General features: G+C 73.8%; 18 protein-coding genes. 6 read left to right on the forward strand and 12 right to left on the reverse strand.

Annotation, left to right across the window (positions count from 1 at the left end; translation table 11 throughout):
* Positions 1-44: 44 nt before the first annotated feature.
* The 4 genes from CP973_RS31055 to dxr form a co-directional block, all read right to left on the reverse strand.
* Entirely contained in the window at positions 45-890 is an 846-nt protein-coding gene (locus tag CP973_RS31055; RefSeq protein ID WP_150247174.1) for a GNAT family N-acetyltransferase, read from the reverse strand.
* Positions 891-1,093: 203 nt separating this feature from the next.
* The gene (gene ispG, locus CP973_RS31060; protein ID WP_150247175.1) at positions 1,094-2,251 is read right to left on the reverse strand and encodes a flavodoxin-dependent (E)-4-hydroxy-3-methylbut-2-enyl-diphosphate synthase; all 1,158 of its coding nucleotides are present in this window, start codon (positions 2,249-2,251) and stop codon (positions 1,094-1,096) included.
* A 179-nt stretch (positions 2,252-2,430) separates the two neighbouring features.
* Complete coding sequence (locus tag CP973_RS31065; RefSeq protein WP_150247176.1) at positions 2,431-3,732, reverse strand: M50 family metallopeptidase; 1,302 nt, start codon at positions 3,730-3,732, stop codon at positions 2,431-2,433.
* Positions 3,729-5,000 (reverse strand): 1-deoxy-D-xylulose-5-phosphate reductoisomerase, encoded by a 1,272-nt coding sequence (gene dxr / locus CP973_RS31070; RefSeq protein WP_150247177.1) that lies wholly within the window; start codon positions 4,998-5,000, stop codon positions 3,729-3,731. Before dxr ends, CP973_RS31065 begins: the two co-directional genes overlap by 4 nt.
* 75 nt (positions 5,001-5,075) lie before the next feature.
* Here dxr and CP973_RS31075 point away from each other — a divergent pair, with 75 nt between their 5' ends.
* Positions 5,076-5,900 carry a YwqG family protein gene (locus CP973_RS31075; RefSeq protein ID WP_150247178.1) on the forward strand — a complete coding sequence of 275 codons (825 nt, stop codon included), beginning with the start codon at positions 5,076-5,078 and terminating at the stop codon, positions 5,898-5,900.
* Positions 5,901-5,935: 35 nt separating this feature from the next.
* On the opposite strand, the gene CP973_RS31080 is transcribed toward CP973_RS31075, so the two are convergent.
* The 5 genes from CP973_RS31080 to CP973_RS31100 form a co-directional block, all read right to left on the reverse strand.
* Positions 5,936-7,855 (reverse strand): acyl-CoA dehydrogenase family protein, encoded by a 1,920-nt coding sequence (locus CP973_RS31080; protein WP_150247179.1) that lies wholly within the window; start codon positions 7,853-7,855, stop codon positions 5,936-5,938.
* A gap of 264 nt (positions 7,856-8,119) precedes the next feature.
* Positions 8,120-8,806, reverse strand: a complete 687-nt coding sequence (locus CP973_RS31085) for a response regulator (RefSeq protein WP_150247180.1) — start codon at positions 8,804-8,806, stop codon at positions 8,120-8,122.
* Positions 8,781-10,100, reverse strand: coding sequence for a sensor histidine kinase (locus CP973_RS31090; protein ID WP_341874868.1), 1,320 nt, complete (start codon positions 10,098-10,100; stop codon positions 8,781-8,783). The genes CP973_RS31085 and CP973_RS31090 overlap by 26 nt, the downstream gene beginning before the upstream one ends.
* A 290-nt stretch (positions 10,101-10,390) precedes the next feature.
* On the reverse strand, positions 10,391-11,836 hold the full coding sequence (locus tag CP973_RS31095; RefSeq protein WP_150247181.1) for an aldehyde dehydrogenase family protein: 1,446 nt from the start codon (positions 11,834-11,836) through the stop codon (positions 10,391-10,393).
* Between the two features lie 155 nt (positions 11,837-11,991).
* The gene (locus tag CP973_RS31100; RefSeq protein ID WP_150247182.1) at positions 11,992-13,653 is read right to left on the reverse strand and encodes a PucR family transcriptional regulator; all 1,662 of its coding nucleotides are present in this window, start codon (positions 13,651-13,653) and stop codon (positions 11,992-11,994) included.
* A gap of 277 nt (positions 13,654-13,930) precedes the next feature.
* Here CP973_RS31100 and CP973_RS31105 point away from each other — a divergent pair, with 277 nt between their 5' ends.
* Positions 13,931-14,335, forward strand: a complete 405-nt coding sequence (locus CP973_RS31105) for a RidA family protein (protein ID WP_150247183.1) — start codon at positions 13,931-13,933, stop codon at positions 14,333-14,335.
* Between the two features lie 57 nt (positions 14,336-14,392).
* Here CP973_RS31105 and CP973_RS31110 read toward each other — a convergent pair whose 3' ends face one another.
* Entirely contained in the window at positions 14,393-16,555 is a 2,163-nt protein-coding gene (locus tag CP973_RS31110) for a type IV secretory system conjugative DNA transfer family protein (protein ID WP_150247184.1), read from the reverse strand.
* 242 nt (positions 16,556-16,797) lie between these two features.
* Here CP973_RS31110 and gabT point away from each other — a divergent pair, with 242 nt between their 5' ends.
* Positions 16,798-18,147, forward strand: a complete 1,350-nt coding sequence (gene gabT / locus CP973_RS31115) for a 4-aminobutyrate--2-oxoglutarate transaminase (RefSeq protein ID WP_150247185.1) — start codon at positions 16,798-16,800, stop codon at positions 18,145-18,147.
* 390 nt (positions 18,148-18,537) lie between these two features.
* Positions 18,538-19,188 carry a phosphatase PAP2 family protein gene (locus CP973_RS31120; RefSeq protein ID WP_244410134.1) on the forward strand — a complete coding sequence of 217 codons (651 nt, stop codon included), beginning with the start codon at positions 18,538-18,540 and terminating at the stop codon, positions 19,186-19,188.
* Here the strand turns inward: CP973_RS31120 and CP973_RS31125 are convergent.
* Positions 19,152-20,192 (reverse strand): L-tyrosine/L-tryptophan isonitrile synthase family protein, encoded by a 1,041-nt coding sequence (locus CP973_RS31125; protein WP_150247186.1) that lies wholly within the window; start codon positions 20,190-20,192, stop codon positions 19,152-19,154. The genes CP973_RS31120 and CP973_RS31125 overlap by 37 nt on opposite strands.
* Positions 20,189-21,115, reverse strand: a complete 927-nt coding sequence (locus tag CP973_RS31130; protein ID WP_150247187.1) for a TauD/TfdA dioxygenase family protein — start codon at positions 21,113-21,115, stop codon at positions 20,189-20,191. Before CP973_RS31130 ends, CP973_RS31125 begins: the two co-directional genes overlap by 4 nt.
* Before the next feature lie 268 nt (positions 21,116-21,383).
* Between CP973_RS31130 and CP973_RS31135 the strand changes: the two genes are divergently transcribed.
* Positions 21,384-22,544, forward strand: coding sequence for a DegT/DnrJ/EryC1/StrS family aminotransferase (locus tag CP973_RS31135; protein WP_150247188.1), 1,161 nt, complete (start codon positions 21,384-21,386; stop codon positions 22,542-22,544).
* Between the two features lie 3 nt (positions 22,545-22,547).
* Positions 22,548-23,678, forward strand: coding sequence for a nucleotide disphospho-sugar-binding domain-containing protein (locus CP973_RS31140; RefSeq protein WP_150247189.1), 1,131 nt, complete (start codon positions 22,548-22,550; stop codon positions 23,676-23,678).
* The last annotated feature ends 11 nt before the right edge of the window (positions 23,679-23,689 follow it).

Here is a 23,689-nt window from a genome sequence, read left to right on the forward strand (position 1 = left end):
GCCGCCGAAGGCGCGGACGGCTCGCAGGAGCCCGTTCGCGCGGGTCAGAAGAGCACGCTCATGAAGGCGCCGGTCTCCCGGAAGCCGACCCGCCGGTACGCGGCCCGCGCCGCCGTGTTGAAGTCGTTCACGTACAGCGAGGCGACCGGCGCGACCTCGGTGAGGGCGTGGCGCAGCACCGCGGCCATGCCCGTCTCGGAGAGGCCCTTGCCGCGGTACTCGGGCGCGACCCAGACGCCCTGGATCTGGCAGGCCCGGGGCGTGGCGGCGCCGATCTCGGCCTTGAAGACGACCTTGCCGTCGTCGACCCGGGCGAACGACCGCCCGGCGCCGACCAGCTCGGCGACGCGCGCCTGGTAGAGCAGTCCGCCGTCGCCGGCCAGCGGCGAGATGCCGACCTCCTCGGTGAACATCGCCACGCACGCGGGCATGATCAGGTCCATCTCGTGCTTGCCGACGCGCCGGACGTACGGGTCGGGTTCGACCTCGGTGGCGAAGGAGGACGTGACCATCAGCGGCTGGTGGGCGCGGACCTCGCGGGCCGGGCCCCAGGCCGGTTCCAGGAGGGACCACAGGTCGGCGGTGGGTCCGGCCGGGCCGACGATGGAGGAGCAGCGGCGTCCCTGGCGGCGGGCCCGTTCGGCGAAGCCGCGCACCGCCTCGGGAGTGGCGCAGATGGGGACGAGGTTGGCGCCCGCGTAGCACAGCGACTCCAGGCGGCCGTCCGCGTACCAGCCCCACATCTCGCCGCCGAGGCGCCACGGGTCGAGCCCGGCGACCTGCACCCGCGCGGCGACGAACGCGTTGGCGACGGGGTCGCGGTCCAGCACCGCCAGCGCGTCGTCGAGCTCCCCGGGCTCCAGCACCTTGGTGGTCGTGGTGGTCAGCACGTGTCGGAAAGCCTCACCTTTACGGGCCTGGGAGGCCAGGCAACTGCGGGTCCTGGAACTTTACCTCCCCGGCGGCGCGAGCAGCGGATTCGCTGCGGGTACCGCTCCTGACGCGGTTTACGCATCGAGCCCCGCCACCGGTGTCGTCCGGTGGCGGGGCTCGTGGGGCGCGCGGGGCGCCGGGTCCTACGGGGTCGTACGGGTCAGCCGGCGACGGAGATCGTGGGCTCGCCGGACGTCACGCCGTCCTTCTCCATCTGCTCGGCGATCTTCATGGCCTCTTCGATGAGGGTCTCCACGATCTTCGACTCCGGGACGGTCTTGATGACCTCGCCCTTCACGAAGATCTGCCCCTTGCCGTTGCCGGACGCCACACCGAGGTCGGCCTCACGCGCCTCGCCCGGGCCGTTGACGACACAGCCCATGACCGCGACGCGCAGCGGCACCTCCATGCCCTCCAGGCCCGCGGTCACCTCGTCGGCCAGCTTGTACACATCCACCTGGGCCCGGCCGCACGACGGGCAGGAGACGATCTCCAGACGGCGCGGGCGCAGGTTCAGCGACTCCAGGATCTGCAGCCCCACCTTGACCTCCTCGGCCGGCGGCGCCGACAGGGAGACCCGGATGGTGTCGCCGATGCCCTCCGACAGCAGCGCGCCGAAGGCCACGGCCGACTTGATCGTGCCCTGGAAGGCCGGACCGGCCTCGGTCACGCCCAGGTGCAGCGGATAGTCGCACTGCGCGGCCAGCTGCCGGTACGCGTTGACCATGACGACCGGGTCGTTGTGCTTGACCGAGATCTTGATGTCCCGGAAACCGTGCTCCTCGAACAGCGAGCACTCCCACAAAGCCGACTCCACCAGCGCCTCCGGCGTGGCCTTGCCGTACTTCTGGAGCAGGCGGCGGTCGAGGGAGCCCGCGTTCACACCGATGCGGATGGGGGTGCCCGCGTCGGAGGCCGCCTTGGCGATCTCCTTGACCTTGTCGTCGAACTGCTTGATGTTGCCGGGGTTGACCCGGACCGCGGCGCAGCCGGCATCGATCGCGGCGAACACGTACTTCGGCTGGAAGTGGATGTCGGCGATGACCGGGATCTGCGACTTCTTCGCGATGACCGGCAGCGCGTCGGCGTCGTCCTGGGTCGGGCAGGCGACCCGGACGATCTGGCAGCCGGAGGCCGTCAGCTCGGCGATCTGCTGGAGCGTGGCACCGATGTCGGACGTGCGCGTGGTCGTCATCGACTGCACCGAGACCGGTGCGTCTCCGCCCACGGCGACCGGACCGACCTGGATCTGGCGGCTGACCCGGCGGTCGGCCAGCTTGGTCGGTACGTCCGGCATTCCCAGTGAAATGGCAGTCATCTGGCGAGCAACCCCAAGGTGTGGATCTAGGTCCCGAGATCGGCGGGCTCCGGCCTTCGAGATTACGGCACGGTGGTTGCCGCGGGCACATCGAACCCCTCCCGCCCCCCGTTGGGGGGCGGAGGAGCACCCGTGTGCGCGGTTCGAGCGGCCGGTGGGCGGGGCGGGGGCCCCGGTGCCTACGTCAGCTTCACCGGATTCACCACGTCCGCCACCAGCACCAGCAGCGTGAAGCAGATGAAGATCCCGGCGACCACGTACGCGACCGGCATGAGCTTGGCCACGTCGAAGGGGCCGGGGTCGGGGCGGCGGAAGACCCGGGCGAAGGCGCGGCGGACCGACTCCCACAGGGCGCCCGCGATGTGGCCGCCGTCCAGCGGCAGCAGCGGGAGCATGTTGAACAGGAAGAGGGACAGGTTGAACCCGGCGACCAGGAAGAGCATGGTCGCCACCCGCTGCTCCGGCGGGATGTTCAGCGAGAAGACCTCGCCGCCGACCCGGGCCGCGCCGACCACGCCCATCGGGGAGTCCTGCTTGCGCTCGCCCCCGTTGAAGGCGGCGTCCCACAGGTCGGGGACCTTGGCGGGCAGGTTGACCAGGGACTGGACGCCCTGTTCGACCATGTTGCCCATCCGGTCCACGGACTGCCCGAAGGACTGCTGGACGATGCCGGTGGCCGGGGTGAAGCCGAGGAAGCCCGCGGTGACGTACTCGCCCGGTACGTAGGAGCCGTGTCCGTCGGTCTTGGCGACCTTGTTCTCGATCAGGTTCGCGTGCAGCTGCTGCCGCTTGCCGTCCCGTTCGACGGTGATCGTCGCGGGGCCCGTGGTGTCCCGGATGCTCTGCTGGAGGCTGCCCCAGTCCGCCACGGGCCGGCCGTTGAACTCGACGATCTTGTCACCGGCGCGCAGCCCGGCGGCCTTGGCCGGGGAGTCCTTGGCGCCCTGCGTGCACTTGTCGGTCTTGGCGGAGGCCGCGATGACGCAGTCCGAGACCGAGCCGACCTGGGTGGTCTGGGTGTTGATGCCGAAGCCCATCAGCACCCCCATGAAGATCACGACCGCGAGGACCAGGTTCATGAACGGCCCGGCGAACATCACGATGACGCGCTTCCAGGGCTTGCGCGTGTAGAACAGGCGCTTCTCGTCACCGGGCTGCAGCTCTTCGAAGGCCGCCGAACGGGCGTCCTCGATCATGCCGCGCCAGGGGGAGGTGGACCGGGCGCTTATGGCGCCGTCCTCCCCCGGCGGGAACATCCCGATCATGCGGATGTAGCCGCCGAGCGGTATGGCCTTGATGCCGTATTCGGTGTCGCCCTTGCGCCGCGAGAACAGCGTCGGCCCGAAGCCGACCATGTACTGCGGCACCCGGATGCCGAACATCTTGGCCGTGGACAGATGCCCCAGCTCGTGCCAGGCGATCGAGAAGAGCAGGCCGACGACGAAGACGACTATGCCCAGAATGGTCATCCAGGTCGTCATGCGCGGGCCTCCGATGTCGTACGGGCCGCTCGGGCGGCCAGCTCACGGGCGCGGGCGCGCGCCCAGGTTTCCGCCTGCAAGACGTCCGCGACCGTCAGGGAGGTTCCCCCGGCGGGCGTGCCGTGCTCCGCGACCACTTCGGCGACCGTATCGACAATCCCTGTGAACGGCAGCCCGCCCTTGAGGAAAGCATCGACGCATTCCTCGTTGGCGGCGTTGAAGACGGCGGGCGCGGTGCCGCCCAGATCGCCGACGTGGCAGGCCAGCGGCACGGACGGGAACGCCTCGGTGTCCAGGGGCGAGAATTCCCACTGGTGGGCGCGGGTCCAGTCGATGCCGGGGGCGGCGTCCGGAACCCGGTCGGGCCAGCCGATGCCCAGCGCGATCGGCATGCGCATGTCCGGCGGGCTGGCCTGGGCCAGCGTGGAACCGTCGGTGAACTCCACCATCGAGTGGATGTAGGACTGCGGATGGACGACGACCTCGATGCGGTCGAAGGGCACGTCGTACAGCAGGTGCGCCTCGATGACCTCCAGGCCCTTGTTGACCAGGGTCGCGGAGTTGATCGTGATGACCGGGCCCATCGCCCAGGTGGGGTGGGCGAGCGCCTGCTCCGGCGTGACGGACGCCAGCTCCCGCTTCGTACGGCCGCGGAACGGCCCGCCGGAGGCGGTGACGACGAGCTTGCGCACCTCCTTGCGGGGGCCGCCCAGCAGCCCCTGGAAGAGCGCGGAGTGCTCGGAGTCGACGGGCACGATCTGGCCGGGGCGCGCCTGGGCCTTCACCAGCGGGCCGCCGACGATCAGCGACTCCTTGTTGGCGAGCGCCAGCGCGCGGCCCGCCTTCAGGGCGGCGAGGGTGGGCGCGAGGCCGATGGAGCCGGTGATGCCGTTGAGGACGGTGTGGCAGGCGGAGGCGGCGACCTCGGTGGCCGCGTCGGGCCCGGCGAGGATCTCCGGCAGCGGCTCCCCCGCCCCGTACCGCGCGGACAGCGCCTCGCGCAGCGCCGGCACCGCGTCCTCGCGGGCCACCGCCACCGTACGGACCCGCAGCAGGTGCGCCTGCTCGGCCAGCAGCTCCACCCGGCCGCCCGCCGCGGACAGCGCGGTCACCCGGAACCGGTCGGGGTTGCGCAGCACCAGGTCGATGGCCTGGGTGCCGATGGAGCCGGTCGAGCCGAGGATCACGATGTCGCGCGGCCCGTCGCCGCCGCCGGTGAGCGGGGCGGGGACGAAGCGCAGATGCGGGTCAGCGAGGGTGTCCGTCATGGGCACCATTGTTGCCGGTCCGGGAGGGGTCGTGAGCCGCAGGGGATTGTCAGTGGGTCGTGGGACCGTACGGACATGGAACGAACGATGTCCCCGCCCGCGCGACTGGCCGCCGGGCTGATGCCCGCCGACGCGGCGGAGCGCTGGACGGCGCTGCTGCGTCCGGCGGTGCGCCTGACGCGCCCCGACGACCGCCGCGGCCCGCTCGCCGGGCCGCCCGTGGGGTATCTGGGCGGCCGTCCCGAGCTGCCGGACGACGTGCCGTGGCCGGTCTGGGAGGGCAACGGACCGCTCACGTTCGTCGCTTCCCTGTCGCTGTCCGCACTGGCCGGCGCGGACCTGGACATACCGCTGCCCGAGGACGGCACACTGCTGTTCTTCGTGTCCTACGGCCCCGGGCAGGGTGACGGCGTGCCCGGTCTCGGCCCGGAGGGACAGCGGGGCGCCCGCGTGGTGTACGTGCCCGAGGGCACGCCCGTCGCCGAGCGCCGGGTTCCCGGGGGCCTCGAAGAGCCGTACCCCCGTGTCCCGCTGTCGGCCGAGCCGGAGATGACGTGGCCCGATCGCGAGGAGTTCTGGCTGGGGGATCTGGTGGGTGCCTCGCCCGGCGACGAGCTTCCGGAGTGGGCGGACGCCTTCGACGACGCCTTGACCGACCTCATGCCCGAGGTGTGGCACCGCGTCGGCGGCTACCCCATCCCCATACAGGGCGGTCTGGACTGCGACTTCCTCGGCGAGGACGAGGACCTGGACGACTGGGTGCTGCTCGCCCAGATCGACAGCGACCACCGGGCCCGGATGGACTGGGTCCACCAGGGCACCCTGTACTGGCTGATATCCCGCGCGGACCTGGCCGCGCGGAACTTCGCGGGAGCGCGCTTCACCTGGCAGTTCCTCTAGAACGGCACGGCCCGGTGAAGCGCGCCCCGCCCGGCTCAGCGGATCGGCCGGTGGACGTTCTCCTTGGCCGTCGGTCCGGGCGTCGCGTCGGCGATCCACGGGCCGTCGCCGCTCGGGTCCACGACGCCGTCCTCCAGCCAGGCGTAGGTGCCGGTGAGCACGCCGGAGACGACCTTGCGGTCCAGGTCGTCGGTGTTGGTCCACAGCCGGCCGAAGAGCTCGTCCACGCGGATCCGGGCCTGCCGGCAGAACACGTCGGCGAGCTGGTGCGCCTCGCGGCCGTGGTCGTCGGTGGCGCGCAGGTGCTCGGCCCGTACGACGGCCGCGCTCATGGCGAACAGCTCGGCGCCGATGTCCACGATCCGGCCGAGGAAGCCCTGCTTGGTCTCCATCCGGCCCTGCCAGCGGGACATGGCGTAGAAGGTGGACCGGGCGAGCTTGCGGGCGGCCCGCTCCACGTACCGCAAGTGCCCGGCGAGTTCCCCGAACTCCGCGTACGTACGGGGCAGTTGGCCGGGACCGGCGACCAGCTTGGGCAGCCAGCGGGCGTAGAACGTACCGGCCCTGGCGGCGGCCCTGCCCTTGTCGCCGAGCGACTTGTCGGGGTCGATGAGGTCACCGGCCACGGACAGGTGCGCGTCCACCGCCTCGCGGGCGATCAGCAGGTGCATGATCTCCGAGGAGCCCTCGAAGATGCGGTTGATGCGCAGGTCGCGCAGGATCTGCTCGGCGGGCACGGCGCGCTCACCGCGGGCGGCGAGGGAGGCCGCGGTCTCGAAGCCCCGGCCGCCGCGGATCTGGACGAGTTCGTCGGCCATCAGCCAGCCCATCTCGGAGCCGTAGAGCTTGGCCAGCGCCGCCTCGATGCGGATGTCGTTGCGGTCCTCGTCCGCCATCTGGGAGGACAGGTCGACCACGGCCTCCAGCGCGAACGTGGTCGCCGCGATGAAGGAGATCTTGGAGCCGACCGCCTCGTGCTTCGCGATCGGCTTGCCCCACTGCTCACGGGCGGCGGACCACTCACGGGCGATCTTCAGACACCACTTCCCGGCGCCGACGCACATGGCGGGCAGCGAGAGGCGGCCGGTGTTGAGCGTGGTCAGGGCGATCTTCAGACCGGCGCCCTCGGGCCCGATGCGGTTCGCGGCGGGCACCCGTACCCGGTGGAAGCGGGTGACGCCGTTCTCGATGCCGCGCAGGCCCATGAAGGCGTTGCGGTTCTCGACGGTGACGCCCTCGGCGGCGGCCTCCACGACGAACGCGGTGATGCCGCCCTTGTGCCCCTCGCTCTTCGGCACGCGTGCCATGACCACGAGGAGGTCGGCGACGACCCCGTTGGTGGTCCAGAGCTTCACGCCGTCCAGAACGTAACCCTCGCCGTCGGGCACCGCCGTGGTCGCCAGCCGGGCCGGGTCGGAGCCCACGTCCGGCTCGGTGAGCAGGAACGCGGTGATGTCCGTCCGGGCGCAGCGCGGCAGGAAGGTGTCCTTCTGCTCCTGGGTGCCGAACAGTTTCAGCGGCTGCGGTACGCCGATCGACTGATGCGCGGAGAGCAGCGCGCCGATGGCGGGGTTGGCGGAGCCGACGAGGGCGAGCGCCTTGTTGTAGTAGACCTGGGTGAGGCCGAGGCCGCCGTACTTGGTGTCGATCTTCATGCCGAGCGCGCCGATCTCCTTGAGACCGTCGATGGTCTCGTCGGGGATCCGCGCCTCGCGCTCGATACGGGCGCCGTCGATCTTCGTCTCGCAGAAGTCGCGGAGCTTGGCGAGGAACTCCTCACCGCGCTGGGCGTCCTCGGTGGCGGGGGTGGGGTGCGGGTGGATGAGGTCGAGCCGGAAGCGGCCCAGGAACAGTTCCTTGGCGAAGCTGGGCTTGCGCCAGTCCTGCTCCCGGGCGGCCTCGGCGACCTGCCGGGCCTCGCGCTCGGACACGTTGCGGGTGGATGGAGCGGTCATGAGGGGCTCACCTCGCCGCGGAGTCGGGTCACGGAGTGGGTCACCGGCCGGTGGGGCCGGGCGGTCGGTGGGATCAGGCGGCCGGCGGTCACGGAATCCGGCGTTCCGTAGCGGCCGACGCTGAGCCGGCAGGCGTACGGCGGTCCCGCCGCCGTCCGGCTACCGGCCGGTGCTACTTGTGAGTCTGTACCCGTTCCGTTCGACTTGCACCAGACTTCACGGCACGGAAGGGAGCGGACGGCGCCCCTCCGGCCCCGCCGGGCCTCACCGGGCGCCCGGCGTGACCAGCCCCGTCTCGTACGCCAGCACCACGGCCTGGGCCCGGCTGCACAGCCCCAGCTTGGCCATCGTCCGGTTCAGATGCGTCTTGACCGTGGCCTCGCTGATCACCAGCCGGGCCGCGATCTCGGGGTTGGACAGGCCCTTGGCGGTGTGCCGCAGCACCTCCAGCTCGCGGGCGGTGAGCGCCTGGAGGGTCCCGGGCCCGTCCGCCGGCTCCGGTCCGGGTTCGTCCCGCTGCCGTGCGTACGCCTCGACCAGCCTGCGGGTGACGCTCGGCGCGAAGAGCATGTCGCCGCCCGCGACGATGGCGATGGCCGAGAGCAGCCGCTCCGGCGGGGTGTCCTTCAGCAGGAAGCCGCTGGCCCCGGCGCGCAGCGCCGCGTAGACGTACTCGTCCAGGTCGAACGTGGTCAGCACCACGACGCGCGGGGCGGGTTCGGCGGCCTCGGCCGCGCCGCGCAGGATGCGTTCGGTGGCGGTGATGCCGCTGACGCCGGGCATCCGGATGTCCATGAGGATCACGTCGGGGCGGTGTTCGGCGGCCAGCCGGACCGCCTCCTCGCCGTCCGACGCCTCGGCCACCACCTCGACGTCGGGCGCGGCCCGCAGCAGGGCGGCGACACCGGCCCGGATGAGGACCTGGTCATCGGCCACCAGCACCCTGATCATGCTCCGTCGTCCCTTTCCGCGGCGGCGCCGGCCCCGCCGCGGAGTGGACAGGCAGGGTGAGCCGCACCTGGAAGCCGCCGCCCGGGGCAGGCCCGGCCCGCAGACTGCCGCCGTAAATCCTGGCCCGCTCGCGCATCCCTATCAACCCGTGTCCGGTCGACAGGTGGCCGGAAGCCGCCGGTGGAGCGGCGGCTTCCGCGGGCGGGCCGCCGTCGTCGCGCACCTCGACGGTGAGGCGTTCGGCGCCGTGGTGGACGTGCACTTCGACGCGGGCGCCCCGGGCGTGCTTGAGGGCGTTGGTCAGCGCTTCCTGGACGACGCGGTAGGCGCACTGTTCCAGACCCGGCGGGTACGGCCGCCGCTCCCCCGTCGTACGCCACTCGACCGGCAGCCCCGCGGCCCGCACCCGCTCGACGACCCCGCCGATCCGGTCCAGGCCCGGCGCCGGTTCATAGGCCCCGGCGTCCTCGCCCTCGCCCGTTTCCCGGCGGTCCACGGCGGCCGGGCCGCCCGCCATCTCCCGCGGGTCCACGCGCAGGACGGCCAGCAGCCGCCGCATCTCCTCCAGCGCCTCGCCGCTGGTCCCGGCGATGGTGTCGAGCGCGCGCCGGGCGGTGTCCGGGTCGGAGCCGAAGACGTACCCGGCCAGCCCGGCCTGTACGGAGATCACGGACATGTGGTGGGCGACCACGTCATGCAGCTCGCGGGCGATGCGCACGCGCTCGTCGGCGACGGCGCGCCGGGCGTTCTCCTCCTTCTCGCGGCGCAGCTGCCCGGCCATCTCGGTGAGCCGGACGTTGCGTTCGGCGGAGGTGCGGGCGATGTTGCCGAACCAGCACAGGATGACCGGGTACAGCACGCTCTGCCCGAGCACCGTCAGCCACGCGCTCTCGTTGCCCGTCACACCGGCGAAGTTCCACAGCGCGGCCAGCAGCACGGAACAGCCCGCGGCGACGCGCGGGGGCCGGTGGGAGGCGACGGTGTAGAGGGCCAGCAGGCCCGCGAGGCTGTTGACGACGGGCCAGTAGTCCAGGGCGATGTAGGCGAACCACAGGAGGAAGACGCTCAGGCACACCGCGACGGGGGCCCGCCTGCGGGCCACGAGCAGCAGATTGACCGCACAGGTCAGTACGGATCCGAGGCCGTCCAGACGGTGCCAGCCGGCGGGCGCGTTGTCGTGGCCGAGCAGCAGCGACACGGTCGCGAAGGCCGCGGCGACGGCCGTGTCGAGAGCGTACGGCGAGGGTTTCCGCACCCACCGTCGCACCGCCCCGGCCACCCCGCCCCTGCGCACGGCCGCAGCGTAACCCGGGCGGCACAGCGGGGCGTCGAACCGGAGGTGGCCGTCCGCCTACCGCGGAAGTTGTATGTCCGGGCCGGGGCTACCACGGAAGTCACACCCGCTTTTCCACCCGTGACGGGACGCCCCGGCGCACGGGACGCGCGTACGGTCGCAGAGCGACACCGCACCACGGCGCCGCCACGGGGGAACGGCGCCGGCGCACGGCCACGGGGGAACGGGGGAGGCGGCGTGCTCAGGGACGGGGTCCCGGAGCACGCCGCTCGTTCTCCAGGGGACGGCTGTCAGAGGTCCAGCCCCGTGAGCACCAGCACCCGCTCGTACGTGTAGTCCTCCATCGCGAAGCGCACGCCCTCGCGGCCCACGCCGGACTGCTTGGCGCCGCCGTACGGCATCTGGTCCGCGCGGTAGGACGGCACATCGCCGATGATCACGCCGCCGACCTCCAGCTCCCGGTGCGCCCGGAAGGCGGTCTGCACGTCGTGCGTGAACACGCCCGCCTGGAGCCCGTACTTGGAGTCGTTGACGGCGGCGAACGCCGCGTCCGCGCCGTCCACCTTCGTCAGGCTGAGGACCGGCCCGAAGACCTCCTCGCAGGCCAGCGTCACACCGGCCGGCACGCCCTCCAGGACGGTCGGCGCGTAGGAGGCGCCGTCCCGCTTGCCGCCCGCGAGCAGCTTCGCGCCCGCGCCCACCGCCTCGTCGACCCACGCCTCGACGCGCTTGGCGGCGTCCTCGCTGACCAGCGGGCCGACCTCGGTCTCGTCGTCCGACGGGTCACCGGTGACCTGCGCGTTGACGGCCGCGACGATCCTGGGCACCAGCCGGTCGTAGACGGACGCGTCGGCGATCACCCGCTGCACGGAGATGCAGGACTGGCCGCCCTGGTAGTTGGAGAAGGTGGCGATGCGCTGCGCCGCCCAGTCCAGGTCGGCGTCGGAGGCGTAGTCCGCCAGCACCACGGCCGCGCCGTTGCCGCCCAGTTCGAGGGTGCAGTGCTTGCGCGGCACCGAGTCCATGATCGCGTAGCCGACCTTCTCGGACCCGGTGAAGGAGATCACCGGCAGCCGCTCGTCCTGGACCAGCGCCGGCATCCGGTCGTTGGACACCGGAAGGATCGACCAGGAGCCGGCCGGCAGGTCGGTCTCGGCCAGCAGCTCGCCGAGGACCAGGCCGGACAGCGGGGTGGCCGGGGCCGGCTTGAGGATGATCGGCACGCCCGCGGCGATCGCCGGGGCGATCTTGTGGGCGCAGAGGTTGAGCGGGAAGTTGAAGGGCGCGATGCCCAGCACCGTGCCGCGCGGGAAGCGGCGGGTCAGCGCGAGCCGGCCGGCGCCGCCCGCGTCGGTGTCCAGGCGCTGCGCCTCGCCGCCGTTGAAGCGGCGGGCCTCCTCGGCCGCGAACCGGAAGACGGAGACGGCCCGGCCCAGCTCGCCGCGGGCCCACTTCATGGGCTTGCCGTTCTCGGCGGAGATCAGCCGGGCGATCTCCTCCGTGCGCTCCACCAGCCGCCGCTGCACGTGGTCCAGGGCCGCGGCCCGTACGTGGGCGGGGGTGGCGGACAGCTCGGCCTGTACGGCGACGGAGGCCGCGACGGCCTCCTCGACCTGCGCCTCGGTGGGAACGCTCACCGTGCCGACGAGACGGCCGTCCCAGGGGGAGGTGACGTCGAAGGTGTCCTCGCCGGTGGCCTGGCGACCGGCGAGCCAAAAGGCGGTGGGAGTAGTCACAGTGGGTCCCGGCCCTTCCGAAGTGGGGGTGGTACGGACGGCCCGCGCGGGCCTGGGTCCACCGTAGGGGCGGGGTGCGGCCAGGGCGTTTGTCCGGCACGTAGTAGTCGTACGGTGCGGCCCGCCGCATTGGCGTACGGGCCGCCGCCGTCCCGCTACGACCGCTCGGCGGTGCCGCCCCCGTACGGCTCCGCGACCGCCGCCGTCGTCTTGAGCGCCAGCCACAGCTCCATGCGCACGTCCGGGTCGTCCAGCGAGCGCCCGAGGATCTCCTCCACCCGCCGCATCCGGTAGCGCAGCGTGTGCCGGTGCACGCCCAGGTCGGCGGCGGCCGCGTCCCACTGGCCGTGCCGGGACAGCCAGGCCCGCAGGGAGGCGACGAGGTCGCCGCGGCCGGTGGCGTCGTGCTCGTGCAGGGCGCGCAGCAGACCGTCCGCGAAGGCCCGTACGGCGTCGTCGGCGAGCAGCGGCAGGACCGAACCGGCCGCCACGTCCTCGTGCTCGACGAGCACCCGGCCGCGGCGGCGGGCGACGGACAGGGCCTGCTCCGCCTGGCGGTAGGCGTGCGCGGCGTCCCGCGGCCCGGAGGGCGCGGACAGGCCGACGGCCAGGCCCTCACCGGAGCGCCCCGCCTCCGCCCGCGCCGCGCGCCCGACGGGCAGCGGCTGCCCGCCGTAGCGGGCCTCGGCCGCCGCGGCGTGCTCGGCACACGCCTCGGCGGCGGCCCCGCCGTCGGCGGCCACCACGACCAGCCGGCCGCCCTCCGGCACCGCCAGCACCGCTTCACCGGTGCGGGCCGCCGCCGACTCCATCGCGTCGGCGAGCGCGTCCAGGACGGGCGGCCCGTCCGCGGACTCCGCGCCGTCCGCGGCGACCGGTTCGGCGACCACCACCCGGAAGGGGGCGTCCAGGAGCCCGCCGTACAGCCGGCCCGCGACCGCCCGCGCGTGGTCCGGCTCGCCCGCCAGCAGCATCCGCAGCACCGCGGCGCCGAGCCGCTGCTCCGCCTCCTGGAGGGCGCGGGACCGCTCGGTGGTCAGGGTCAGCAGGGCCACGGCGGAGTGCACGGCGAAGCGCTCGGCGGTGCCCAGGGGCGCGCCCGTGCCGACCGCGAGCACGCCGCGGGCGCGGCGGCCGGTGCCCAGCGACTGGAGCTCGACCCGGTCGTCACCGGCCGCCTCGCTGACCACCGAGCTGGCGGGCGCCGGGCGCTCGCGCAGCCGCCCCACGTCGTCGCCGAGCCGGGCGGCGCGGCGCGCGGCCCAGTCGGGGGCCGCGGCGACCACCGCGCCGGACGCGTCGTACAGCGCGGCCCAGCCCTTGAGGTGTGCGGCGAGCCGGGCCAGCAGCTCGGCCGGGCCCTCGGCGCCGAGCGCCGCCCGGGTCAGCTCGCGCTGCGCCTCGAAGCCCTCGGTCACCGCGCGGTACTGGTCGGCGGCGACCGCGGCGGAGACGGCCTTGCTGATCGCGATGAACGGAGTGCTGCGGGGCACGCCCAGCAGCGGCAGCCCCTCCTCGGCGGCGGCGGCGACCAGCGCGTCCGGCACGTCGTCGTAGTTGACGCCGACCGCGAAGCCCAGCCCGACGACACCGGCGCCCGCGACCCGCCGCACATACCTGCGGGCGGTCTCCGGGTCCTCGGCGTCCAGCTTGAGGGCGGTGATGAGCAGCAGCTCGCCGCCTTCCATGTACGGCACCGGGTCGATCAGCTCACTGGCGTGCGCCCAGCGCACGGGGGTGTCCAGCCGGTCCGCGCCCGCGAGCACCGTCAGCTTGAGCGCGGAGTGGTGGGCCAGGGAGGCGAGGGTGTGCGGCATGGGACCTTCGGGGGGCGTCGGCGGGGCGGTGGCGGTGACGGCCGGGAATCTTCTTCGCCGTCCCGTATGAACGGTCGCTCTCGATTCTGCCTCAGCGGAAGGGTGCGGGGGTGGGTTCGTCCGCGGATACGTCCGTACGCGCACGGGGCGGCGCGCACGGGCGGCGGCCGGACCGGCCCCGGCCGGGGAAAACCGGTGGACGCACCGGGCGACGCCGTGAACTGATCGGCACCGACCGTTTCGGCAGCACCGCAGACGCCACCTCGGAGGAGTCCCGATGGCCCGCTTCACGACCGTGCCCGGCCTGTTCCCGCCCCCGCGCTACTCGCACGCCGCCGTCGTCGAGGCGGGCGAACGCCTGGTCTTCACCGCGGGCGCGGTCCCCCTCGACGCGGACGGCAACCTCGTCGGCCCCGGCGACCTCGCCGCCCAGACCCGCCAGGTCCTCGCCAACCTCGCCACTCAGCTGGAGGCGGCCGGCAGCGGCCTGGACCGGGTGATCGCAAGCACGGTGTACGTGGCCGCCACCACCACGGAGGCCCTCTTCCCCGCCTGGGAGGAGATCCGCGCCTCGGCCCTGTCCACCGGCCCGCACACGTCCACGCTCGTGGGCGTCACCGTGCTCGGCTATCCGGGGCAGCTGGTGGAGATCACGGCCACGGGGGTGGTGCAGGAAGCGTGAGCCGGGCCGCCGGCCAGGGTGCCACCGGCCGGGGCGGCGCCCCGGCCTTCCCGGCCCTCACCCCCGCAGATCCACCAGGACCGGCGGCGCGTGCTCCCCCCGCACCGACGTGACCGACAGCACCGCGTGCCCCGGCGGTACCGAGTTGGCCAGGTCGGAGGCGGACCAGCGTTCGCGTTCGACGGTGCGGACGGTGACGGCCTTGGCGGTGGCGGCCTTGCCGGTGACCAGGTGGCGGAAGACGTGGAACGCCTTCATCGCGGCGCCTTCCGCGATGATCTGCCGGTCGGTCACATCGCGCGTCTCGACCCACTCCTTGCCCCACACCTCCGCGAACCGCGCCCCGTCCCACGTCGTCACGCCCGCGAACGCCATCCGGCAGCCCACCGCGCCCAGCAGCGCGCTGCGCAGCGACTCGGGTACGTCGTCCAGGGAGCGCAGGGTCAGCAGGACGCCCGCGTTGGCGGCGCGCAGTCGCTGGAGGCCGCGCAGCGACTCGGCGGTGACGGTGTGCGCCGCGTCGTCGAGGATCAGGCAGGCGAAGAGCGAGCGGTCGGCGCGGGCCGCCGCGCACTCGGTGAACTGGGCCAGCACCAGCCGCGCCAGGATGCGCGAGGCCTCGGCGTGGCCGCGTTCGGGCAGGTCGATACGGACCCGCAGCGGGTGGTCGAGCGCGCGCAGGGACAGCCGGCGGTCGCCGCCTTCGGGGTCGAAGTACGGCGCGAAGGCGGGGCGGTCGAGGAGGGCGACGCGGTCGGCGAGGAGTTCGCCGATGTCGCCGGGGCGGCCGGACTGCCGTGCGCGGGCGTCGAGTTCGCGCAGCATCGGCTGCGCCCCGGCGGTCTCCAGCGCGTCCCGCAGCGCGGCCAGCGCCGTCGCCGAGCCGTCGAGGAGTTCGCGCAGTTCGGGTACGGACGGGAAGCGGCCGTGCGCGGCGCGGTACGGGCCGAGGAGCTGGCCGAGCGCGGTCGCGGCGCGCCGGCTGTCGCCGCCGGGCAGGGTGGCGGCCAGGTCGCCGACGAGCGCTTCGGCGAGGATGCCGGCCGCCTCGTCGGGGTCGGTGGTGCCGCCGTACAGGTCGAGGTCGCAGTCCGGTTCGGGGGCGCCGATCCGTACGACCGCGTCGAACGCGTCGTCCGGGCCGAGGGCGGAGCCGGCCGCGCCGACGGCGACCACCGCGCCGCGCCCGGCCAGCGCCTGGAGGCACATGGCCTCCACGACGGGCCGCACCACGCGGGTGGTCTTGCCGCAGCCGGGCGGGCCGACGGCCAGGAGGGAGGTGCCCAGCAGCGTCGGGTCGAGGGCGAAGCCGGCGCCGCGGTGGGCGTGCGGGTTGCGGGGGTGGTCGGTGGCGGTGCCGATGCGCACCTGCTGGGCGAGCAGGTCGTGGTGGGCGGCGCGGGCGGGCAGGTCGCGCAGGCCGGAGGGGTGGGCGCAGGCGGCGGCGCCGTGCCGCAGGACGGTGTCGGTGAAGGAGGCGAGGGAGTTCTTGCCGGAGCGCACGGAGTGCCAGGCGCGTTCGATGCGGGAGACGTCCACGTCGTTCATGCGGCCGGCCAGGGCCTCGGCGGCGAGCTTGTCGGCGGCGTCCGGCGCGCCGCCCGCACGCAGGGCGGGCCATTGGGCGCGGTCCGCCGCCGGCTCCGGTACGGCGTCGGGCCGCTGTTCCCGGGCGCGGCGCAGCACGGGCCCCAGCAGCCGCCGCCCCAGTTCCCGCCAGCGTCCGAGCCGTCCGAAGACCAGCACGAGAACGGCCAGAACCAGCGCGTAATAGAGGTACGTCAGCGTAACGAAGATCATTTTGTCGCCGCCGGCCGAGCGCCAGGAGTCGGGCGTCAGGAGCAGCAGCGGGTAGAGCCAGTACGGGCCGAGGTAGCCGTTCCACAGCAGGGACCACAGCAGCCAGCCGCACAGGAACGAGATCAGCGCGCCGGTGACGAGCTGCCGGGTGGGCACCCGGTCGGGGTTCTCGGCGGGCCGGGGGACGTGCCCGTACGTCCAGATGCCGGGCGCCGCGGCCCGGCGCGGCGCCCGCAGCCAGCGCAGGAACGCGCCGTCCTCGAAGGCGGGCGGGGCCGCCGGCACCGGCGGGATGCCGGGGGACGGCCGGGCGGCCGGGGCCGACGGCGGGGGGGACGGGACGGGTGGTGCCGCGGGACGGGGTACGGGGTGGTCGGTGCGGGTGTGCGGTGCGTCGTGCTGCGTGCCCTCGGTGTCCATCCGGTGCCCCTCGTCCCCCTTGAGACGTGCGGGCGCGGGGCGGATGCCCCGCCCGCGCACCCTGCCTGCTGTTCACTGCGTACGCCGCCGCTCAATCTACTGGCCGCGCCCCGCCGCTATGTCCGGTGCGGACAACGCAACACGCGTACTTCTCCCGAACGGAACATGCCGACGCCCGGTCCCGCCCCCTAGCCTGCGAGCACAACCCTTCAGAACGTCCCGTTCCACCCCAGGAGACTGCCATGACCGAACTGTCCGGAGGCCCCGCCCTCCCCCAGGAGCGTCGCGTCGTCACCGCGATCCCCGGCCCGAAGTCCCAGGAGCTGTGGGCGCGCAAGCAGGCCACGGTGGCCGGCGGCGTCGGGGCGGTGCTGCCCGTCTTCGCCAAGCGCGCGGGCGGCGGCATCCTGGAGGACGTCGACGGCAACTCCTTCATCGACTTCGGTTCGGGCATCGCCGTCACCTCGGTCGGCAACAGCGCCGAGGCCGTGGTGCGCCGCGCCACCGCGCAGCTGGCGGACTTCACCCACACGTGCGTGATGGTCACCCCGTACGAGCCGTACGTGGAGGTCTGTGAGCAGCTGGCCGAGCTGACCCCGGGCGACCACGCCAAGAAGTCGGCGCTGTTCAACTCGGGCGCGGAGGCCGTGGAGAACGCCGTCAAGATCGCCCGTGCGTACACCAAGCGCCAGGCGGTCGTCGTCTTCGACCACGGCTACCACGGCCGGACGAACCTGACGATGGCGCTGACCGCGAAGAACATGCCGTACAAGCACGGCTTCGGCCCGTTCGCGCCCGAGGTCTACCGGGTGCCGCTGGCCTACCCCTACCGCTGGCTGACCGGCCCGGAGAACTGCGCGAAGGAGGCCGCGGACCAGGCCATCTCGCAGATCACCAAGCAGGTCGGCGCGGAGAACGTGGCCGCGATCATCATCGAGCCGGTGCTCGGCGAGGGCGGCTTCATCGAGCCGGCCAAGGGCTTCCTGCCCGCCCTCGCGAACTTCGCGAAGGAGAACGGCATCGTCTTCGTCGCGGACGAGATCCAGTCCGGCTTCTGCCGTACCGGCCAGTGGTTCGCGTGCGAGGACGAGAACATCGTCCCGGACCTGATCACGACCGCGAAGGGCATCGCGGGCGGTCTGCCGCTGGCGGCCGTCACCGGCCGCGCCGAGATCATGGACGCGGCGCACGCGGGCGGCCTGGGCGGCACCTACGGCGGCAACCCGGTGGCCTGCGCGGCGGCGCTCGGCTCCATCGAGACCATGCGCGAGCTGGACCTGAACGCCAAGGCCCGCCGGATCGGCGAGATCATGAAGCCGCGCCTGGAGGCGATGGCGGAGAAGCACGACATCATCGGCGAGGTGCGCGGCCGGGGCGCGATGATCGCCATCGAGCTGGTGGAGTCCGGTTCCAAGGAGCCGAACCCGAAGGCGACCGCGGCGCTGGCGGCGGCCTGCCACCAGGAGGGCCTGCTGGTGCTGACCACCGGCACCTACGGCAACGTGCTGCGCTTCCTGCCGCCGCTGGTCATCGGCGAGGACCTGCTGAACGAGGGCCTGGACATCATCGAGAGCGCGCTCGCGACGGTGTGACCGGAGCGATCGGCAGCCGAACGTGAAGAATGTGTGCGGGGCCCATGGTGGGCAGGTGATCCGGCTGTCCGGCCCCGCCTCGCTGCCGTACGGTTTCTGCAGATGAGAGATACACCCCGCCCGCAGGAGACCGCGGGCGACGCCCGGCCGGGGCTTCCCCGGCTTCGGCCAGGCCGTGCCTTCGCGCACACCTCCGGGGCCCCGCGCCCCGGGCATCCTCACCGATCGGACGGCCGCCCGCCCCAAACCCCCCGGGGCGCGCGGCACTCCGGTCAGCGCGGCCGCCTCGGAACCACCCCCCCTGTTCCGAGGCGGCCGGCCCCTTTCCTCCGGCGCCGCCTTCTCCTCGGCATTCCGTGCGCCGCGCTCTTCGCGGTCCTCGCCTGGCAGGTGGCTTCCGGTGGCCCGCTGCGCGCGCTGGACGAACGCCTCGGCCGCGCGCTGGTCCACAGCTCCGTGCCCGCCTCCCTCGCGGAGTTCTTCGCCGACCTCGGCAACACGATCGTCGCGCTGCCGGTGCTCGCACTCACGGCGCTGTACGCGGCCTGGCGGGACCGACGGGCAGCCGCGCCACGCTGGTGGCTGCCGCCGCTGGCCGCCGTACTGACGATGGCGGTGCTGCCCGCGCTGGTGGTCCCGTTGAAGACGTGGCTGGCCCGTCCGGGGCCGCCCGAGATGGCGGGCGGCGCTCACAACGGCTTCTTCCCCTCAGGACACGCTGCGACGGCGGCGGTCGCGTACGGAGCGGTGGTGCTGCTGCTGGCCGTGTCATGGAAGCAGCCGCGCAGGCCGACACCGACCGCTGTCGCAGCCGTCGTCGTAGGACTGCTCAATCTGGCGGTCGGCATCGGCCTGGTGCGCCGCGGCTATCACTGGCCGCTGGACGTGCTGGCCAGTTGGTGCCTGGCCGGGGTGCTGCTCACCGCCTGTGCGGCGGTCTGCGGGCGCTGGGCCGCTCGCCCGCAGGGGCCGGACGGCCGGTGCGCCGCGCGGAGCGGCAAGGGTCAGCTCGCCACGTCGAACAGCTCCGACGCGATGTAGTGGCTCGGGCGCCAGCTCGGGCCCGCCGGTATCCCCACCCGCTCCGCCTCGTGCCGTTTCATCAGCCGGAAGCGGTCCGTACCGGTCTGTACGACGACGGCGTGCCAGGGCGTCAGCCAGTTGTCCGCCGCTTCCAGCAGCGCGATCCCGAACTTCGCCGAGCCGCAGGGCTGCGGGTGGATGGACAGCCGTACGTTGCGCGGGTAGTGGTGGGCGATCAGCTCGCCCCACGCCCGGCTGCGCCGCAGCACGCCGTAGGCGCGCCCGCGGCACTCGCGCTGCAACTGCGCCTTCGAGCCGGTCCACTCCGCGGTGTCCTCGACCAGGAAGCGGATGGTGCCGCGGTAGTGGCTCAGCGCCGGGCCGCCGGCCCGCACCTCGGCCCGCAGCTCCTCCGGGCTCTGTGCGAAGTCCCGCTCCAGCAGGGCGCGCTTCTCGTCGTAGCCGCGGTCCCCGTAGACCTGGTCCAGGCCGAAGGTGTCGATGTGCCGCAGGCCGGTCGTGTCGATCAGGTCGCGCAGCGCCTTGCCGTACGCGTCGATGTGTGCGTCCGGCACCCGTATGAGGTCGCCGAAGACATGGCCGTCCGAGCAGATCAGCAGCCGGGCGCCGGGCGGGTAGACGGCTCCGATCGCGGCGCACAGGTCGTCCAGGAAGCGCAGCGAGAGCAGTTCGCCGAGGTCGGGCAGGTGGCCGGAGACCTTGGCGGGGTTGGGCGACTTGCAGGGGAACGCCGGCAGGGTGAGCAGCACCGGTTCCCGGCGGGCGACGAAGTCCCGCAGCTGGGCGAGCTGTTCGGCGAAGCACTCCTCGGGCCGGTGGCCGTGGTGCGGGCCATCGCCCCCGGCCACCGCCTCGTCCGGGGCGCCGACGGGGCGGCGGTGCGGCAGCAGCAGGTCCAGGATCCGTGCGCAGTACCGCCGCGTGGCGGCCTCGTACGCGGTGTCGCCCTCGTCCTCCCCCTGTTCCGGGCGTTCGGCGTGCTGCTCGTACGTGACGGTCATGCGGTCCCCCGCTGGGTGCCGGCCCCGGTGGCGTCCCGCTGGTCGTGGAGGTGGCTGCGCAGCGGGGGGTCGCCCAGGACGTGGACGCGGCGCAGGTGGCGGGGCAGTCCGCGGCGGTAGGGCACCCGGGTGTGCAGGAGGGTGTAGTTGTCGGCGACGACGATGTCGTCCTGCTGCCAGGCGTGCACGTACACGTGCCGGGGGTCGTACGCGGCGTCGCGGATGGCGGCCAGTTCGGCGGCCTCCGCCGCGCCCTCCAGCCCGTCGATGCTCACGTCCGGCTCGTTGATGATGTGCTCGCCGTCCGGCACCGGTTCGAGGAACCGCAGCACCGGGAACCCGGCGTCCGGATGCGGTTCGATCAGGGGCGAGACGACGAGCCCTCCGTAGTGCGAGACCTTGGCGTTGCGGTAGCGCAGGGTCAGGCCGCGCCAGCGCTCCAGGGTCTCGGCGTCGGTGTCGGCGAGGACGCGGGTGGTGTCGCAGAAGAGCGTGCCGCCGCCCTCGGCCGCTCCGGGGGCCGCGACGCAGTGGAAGATCTGGAACTCGGGTACGTGCTCGACGTACATCCCGTCCCAGTGCAGCGGCATGAAGCCGGTGTCGAAGACGTGGTCCTCGGGCTCCTGGTGGGCGCGTACGTCGAAGACCGTGCCGAACGGCCACTCCATCGGCTCGCCCCAGGTGCGCGCGTAGGCGTCGAGGGCCGCGGCGTCGGCGGGGGCGGTGAAGCCGCGCAGGGCGACGAGGTGGTGGCGGCGGGCCAGGTCGCGCAGCCACGGTACGGGGACGGCGGTGACCGGGGTGCCGGGCTCGGCCGGGGTGATCAGAACGCCGAAGGGGCCGGGTTCGGCCAGGGTCCAGGACCGGGTGGCGGCTAAGGCGGCGGTGGCCGGGCCGGACGCGGGGACGGCTTGGGACGTCATGGTTCCTCTCCGGGACAGGGGTGTGCCGGGCCGGTCGGCGCGGGCACGGACAGCGACAGTACTTGAGGTTTCAAGATCTTTCCATTGTCGAGCGGCAACTCGCCGACAGCTGCGACCCTTCCGCCGCCGCGCCGCGCGCGGAAGGCGCCGCCGGTGGCCCGATCCGGCCGTGGCCGCTTCGGTCCCGCGCCGGCCGCTTCCCGGGCCCCGGGGCCCGCCCCAGACTCGCCCCACGCACCCAGCCCTTCGAGGATGTGAGGACCACGACATGATCGACCTCTTCCAGCCGCAGGCCGGGGACGCGGAACTGGCCGCCGTGGCGGCCGTGTTCGCGGACCGCTGGCTCGGGCACGGACCGCGCAGCGCCGCCTTCGAGGCCGCCTTCGCCGCACACCTCGGGACACGGCCGGAGCAGGTGCTGTTCCTCAACTCGGGTACGGCGGGGCTCTTCCTCGCCACCGAACTGCTCGGCCTGCGGCCCGGTGACGAGGTGGTGCTCCCCTCGCCCAGCTTCGTGGCCGCCGCCAACGCGGTCGTACGGGCCGGCGGCCGCCCGGTCTTCTGCGACGTGGACGCCCGCACCCTGAACCCGACCGCCGAGGACGTCGAGGCCGCCGCCACGCCCCGCACGAAAGCGGTGGTGGTGCTGCACTACGGGGGCTACCCCGGTGACATCGCGCGCATCGCCGCCCGCTGCCGCGCGGCGGGCCGCACCCTGGTCGAGGACTGCGCCTGCTCGGTGGCCTCGCGGGTGGACGGCCGGGCGGTCGGCACGTTCGGCGATCTGGCGATGTGGAGCTTCGACGCGGCCAAGGTGCTGACCACCGGCGACGGCGGAATGCTGTACGCGCGCGACCCCGGACTGGCCGCGCGGGCGCGCCGGTTGGCGTACCACGGCCTGGTGCAGCCGACCGGTCTGGGCCACGCGCGGGTCTCGTCCCGGTGGTGGGAGCTGGACGTGCCGGAGCCGGGGCGCCGGGAGCTCGGCAACGACCTGACCGCGGCGATCGGCGCGGTCCAGCTGGACCGGCTGCCCGCGTTCCTCGCCCGCCGCAGGGAGATCGTCGAGCTGTACGACCGGGAGCTGGCGGGCTGCGACGCGCTGCGCCTGCCGCCCCCGCTGCCCGCCGGGCACACGTCCTCGTACTTCTTCTACTGGGTGCAGATGGCGGCCGGTCTGCGCGACCGGGTGGCCGCGGCGCTGCTCCGCGACGGCATCTACACCACCTTCCGCTACGCGCCGCTGCACAAGGTGCCCGCGTTCGGGACCGGCGGCCCCGCCCTGCCGGGTGCGGAACGGGCCGCCGCGGAGACGCTGTGCCTGCCGCTGCACCCGGGGCTCGGCGACGGCGACGTCCGCAGGGTGGCCGCCGCGCTGCGCGGGGCCGTGGCCGCCGACGGCCGGCCGGCACCCACGGAGGAGGGCTGAACCGTGCGCGTCCTGGTGACCACGTCCCACGGAGCGGGGCACGTCTTCCCGCCGATCGCGCTGGCGCACGCGCTGCGCGCCGCGGGGCACGACGTGCTGTTCGCCACCCCCGGCGCCTCCTGCGCCCATGTGGCGCGCGCCGGACTGCACGCCTTCGACTCCTCCCCCGACGCCGACACCGAGGAGATCTTCGGGCGGCTGCTGGCCGAGCGCGGGATGACCTTCGACCGGTTCCGTACGGACTCGCCCGAAGCCGTCACCCTGGCCGCCGAACTGTTCGCCCGGACCTCGGAGGCCACCGTCGAGCGGACCGTCGAGGTCGCCACGGCCTGGCGGCCCGACCTGGTCCTGTACACCGAACTCCAGGGAGCGGGCCCCCTCGTGGCCGCGCTGCTCGGCGTCCCGGCCGTCGAGCACACCATCAGCTGTCACCACTTCCGGCAGATCAGCAGCCGCTTCGGGCCGTGGCTGGCCCCCGCGTACCGGCGGTACGGCCTGGCCGGGCCGCCCCCGCGCGCGGCGACGATCGACACCCGCCCGCCCAGCATCGCCGCGTACGACCTGGGCGGCTGGCCCATGCGGGCGCTCCCCTACACCACGGGAGCCGTGCTGCCGCCCTGGCTGCTGGAGCGCCCGGCCCGGCCCCGGGTCGCGGTCACGCTCGGCACGCTGCGCCCGCAGCTGAGCGGCGTCGGCGAGCTGCGCGGGGTGGTGCGCGCGGCCGGCGCGGTGGACGCCGAGTTCGTCCTGGCGCTCGGTGACGCCGGCCCCGCCGCGCTGGGGCCGCTGCCCGCCAACGTACGGGCCGAGGGCTGGCTGCCGCTGACCGCGCTGCTGGCGACCTGCACCGCGATGGTCCACCACGGCGGCAACGGCACCACGCTGGCCGGTCTCGGTGCGGGCGTACGGCACCTGGTCCTGCCGGGCGGCGCCGACGACCACGAGGTGGCCCGCATTCTGCGCGCACGGGGCGTCGCCATGGTCAGTTCTCCGGAGGCGGTGGACGCGGACCTGCTGCGCCGCCTGCTGGCGGACGACGCCATGCGGGCCGCGGCGGCCGAAGTCCGGGACGAGACGGCGGCCCTGCCGTCCCCCGCCGCGCTCGTGCCGCGGCTGGAGGGACTGGCGGGCTGACGGCCGCCGGC

This window comes from Streptomyces albofaciens JCM 4342 (assembly GCF_008634025.1).
In the GTDB taxonomy this organism is placed as follows: domain Bacteria; phylum Actinomycetota; class Actinomycetes; order Streptomycetales; family Streptomycetaceae; genus Streptomyces; species Streptomyces albofaciens.